Annotated in this window: 2 protein-coding genes; both read right to left on the bottom strand. The window is 65.2% G+C overall.

Annotation, left to right across the window (positions count from 1 at the left end):
* Nucleotides 1-67 precede the first annotated feature (67 nt).
* A complete protein-coding gene (istB, locus tag CON77_RS12425) occupies nucleotides 68-832 on the bottom strand; it encodes an IS21-like element helper ATPase IstB (RefSeq protein ID WP_024972733.1) in 765 nt (254 codons plus the stop codon).
* On the bottom strand, nucleotides 829-2,451 hold the full coding sequence (istA, locus tag CON77_RS12420) for an IS21 family transposase (RefSeq protein ID WP_024972734.1): 1,623 nt from the start codon (nucleotides 2,449-2,451) through the stop codon (nucleotides 829-831). Before istA ends, istB begins: the two co-directional genes overlap by 4 nt.
* Nucleotides 2,452-2,595: the final 144 nt, after the last annotated feature.

The following is a 2,595-nucleotide window of genomic DNA, read 5'->3' as shown; positions in this document are numbered from 1 at the left end:
CCCGATGGCCAGGTCAAATTCCCCCACCCTTGGCCACCCCAAATTCCCCCAGGCAGGACCGGTCAGATTATGACGACTCGGGGGTGATGGCGATGCGAGCGGCGGCCTCTTTGAGGCGGTAGCTCTTGCCCTCGAACTCCAGCATCGCGCAGCGGTGCATGAGGCGATCCAGAATGGTGCTGGCCATGGTGGCGTCGCCCAGGTATTTGCCCCAGTCCTGCACCACGCGGTTGGAAGTGATGACGATGGCTCGGCGCAGCTTGTAGCGCTGGTGCACGATGGCCTGCAGGACTTCGGCGGCGTGCTCGCTGATGCGCCTGGCCAGGAACAGGTCATCGAGGATGAGCAAGTCCGGTGCGACCCAGTCCTTGAGCAGCTCGGTGCGCTCTGCGGTGCTGGCCAACGCGTAACGGGCAAACTCGGTATCGGCTTCCAGGTAACGGACGTCATAGCCCTGCAAGGTCGCCTGGTAGGCCACGGCCTTGGCCACATGGCTCTTGCCGGTGCCGGGCTTGCCGATGATCAACGCGTTGGCGCCCTCGCCGATGAACTTCAGCGTGTGCAAATCGAAGCAGGCACTGCGCGGCAGCTTGGGATTGAAACGCCAGTCGAAGTCCGCCAGAGAGAGCCGTTCATCCAGGCCCGAGCGCTTGAAGCGGCGCTCGGTCAGGCGCGAGCGGCGCCGGTCCAGCTCGTCCTGGAGCATGGCGGCGAAGGTCTCCAGGAAGGGCTGCTGGGCGGCCTGGGCCTGCATCACGCGGGTCGACAGGGTCTCGGCGATGCCGGACAGGCGCAGCTCGCGCAGGGCGCGTTCGATCTCGATCATGTTCATGCCCGGCCCCCTTGCTCGGTGGTGGTTGCAGTGGTGCTGCCGGTGGCGGTGGTCGCTGTGACGGCGGCCGCGTGCGCGAACAGATCGGCGTACTCATCGGCGTCGCGGATGAGCTCATGCTGCTGGGTCAGCGTGTGGGAATCACTGGCAGGCGCACCGCTGGAGGCGGTCTCGATGGTCGCCAGTGCCTGGGCAAAGATGGTTTGAGTCAGAGCCAGCACGCGCTTGTAGCTGTAGATCCCTTGCTCCAGGGCCTGCGCGCAGGCCGCATTGATGCAGTGTGCCGGGTAACGCCTGGCCAGACTGACGATGCCCCAGAGCTTGCGCTGGCCCACTCGGCCCTCGATGGCAAAGAGCAACTGGCACAGCCGGCTGGCGTGCTCACCGATCTCGCTGGCCTGTCGCAGGATCAGACGGGTCTCGCGCGAAGGATTGAACACCCGCTCGTCCATGGGCAGCACCACCGTGCCGGGGCGCTCGGCCTTGGCGTGGGTGCGCAGCAAGGCCGCGGTGTTGATGTCACGGATCTCGATGCGCTGGGCGTAGATGCGCACCAACACCTTGGAGCCGATGCTCGCCGGTCGCGCGGCGTAGCTGCTGTGATCCACCCGCACGCAGCTGTCGTCACAGACGGTACGCACCGCCTCGTCGAAATACTGCATGCCCAGCAGCGGCAGGGGCTTGAGGTGAGACCTCTCCTCCTCGAACATGGCTTGTACCTGACGCCGCTCGGTGCCGTGGATGCGCTTGGCCGCCCAGTTCTTCTCCCAGTGCGCCAGGAACTCGTTCTGGGCCTCGATGGACTCAAAGCGCCGGCCCTTCAAAGCCGTGGCCTGCGTGTGGCCAATGGCATGCTCGACCGTGCCCTTGCGGTTGGGGTCCCGTACCCGCGCCGGGTCGGCCACCACGTCGTAGTGCACCAGGGTGGCGGCGTAGACCTTGTTGAGCTCGGGCTCGTACAGGTCGGGTTTGATGACGCCCTCCTTGAGATTGTCCAGCACCACGTACTGCGGGCAGCCTCCAAAGTGGCGAAAGGCCTGCTCGTGCAGCTCGGCCCAGACCTGGTGGCTGGACTTCCAGACCACGCACCGGAAACTGGCACGGGAGTAGCGCAGCGTGGCCACGAACAGACGGGGTTTGCGATACCGGTCGCTGCCGGGCACGCGGGTGGGCGCGCCCTCGCCGTAGTCCACCTGCATCTCCTCCCCAGGCAGGAAGGACAGGCGATCAAACTGCTCGGGCTCCTTGTGGCGCAGCTTTGCACAGAACCGTTTGACGGAGTTGTACTGCCCGGCAAAGCCGTGCTGGTCGACCAGGTCCTGGTAGATGGCCGTGGCGTTGCGTTTGAGCCGCAGCTGGGCTTCGATGAACTCGCGCCAGGGTTCGCACAGGGAGGTGGCCACCGGCACAGGAGCCGGTGGCCAGGGTGGGGGAATTTGCTGGGCCGAGCCGGTGGCCACCCCGGGGGAAATTGACTGCAGTTGCTCCAGCCAGCGCTGGTGGTAGCTCCTGACCGTCTTGCGGTCGATGCCCGTGATGCGGGCGATCTCGCGTTGCGATGTGTTGCGCTCCAGCAGTGTCTCTATGGTGGCGCGTTGGTTGGACTTCAAGACATTCACTCCTTGGCCTTCCCTCGAGGAAGACCGGATCAATGTCCTGCCAACAGGTGCCGACGACGCCGGCGTTTAACCTCTATCCCCGATCAGTTCAGGTGGGGGAGTTTGAGGTGGCCATAGACGGGGGAATTTGGGTGGCCATCAGGG

Source organism: Macromonas nakdongensis (assembly GCF_002837145.1).
GTDB classification, from domain to species: domain Bacteria; phylum Pseudomonadota; class Gammaproteobacteria; order Burkholderiales; family Burkholderiaceae_C; genus Macromonas_B; species Macromonas_B nakdongensis.
Note: the sequence above shows the minus strand (reverse complement) of the source record. Positions and strands in the feature narration are given on the sequence as shown.

Excerpts from the sequence above, each read along its gene's own strand:
- istB (WP_024972733.1), bottom strand. The coding sequence starts at position 832 with ATGAACATGATCGAGATCGAACGCGCCCTGCGCGAGCTGCGCCTGTCC.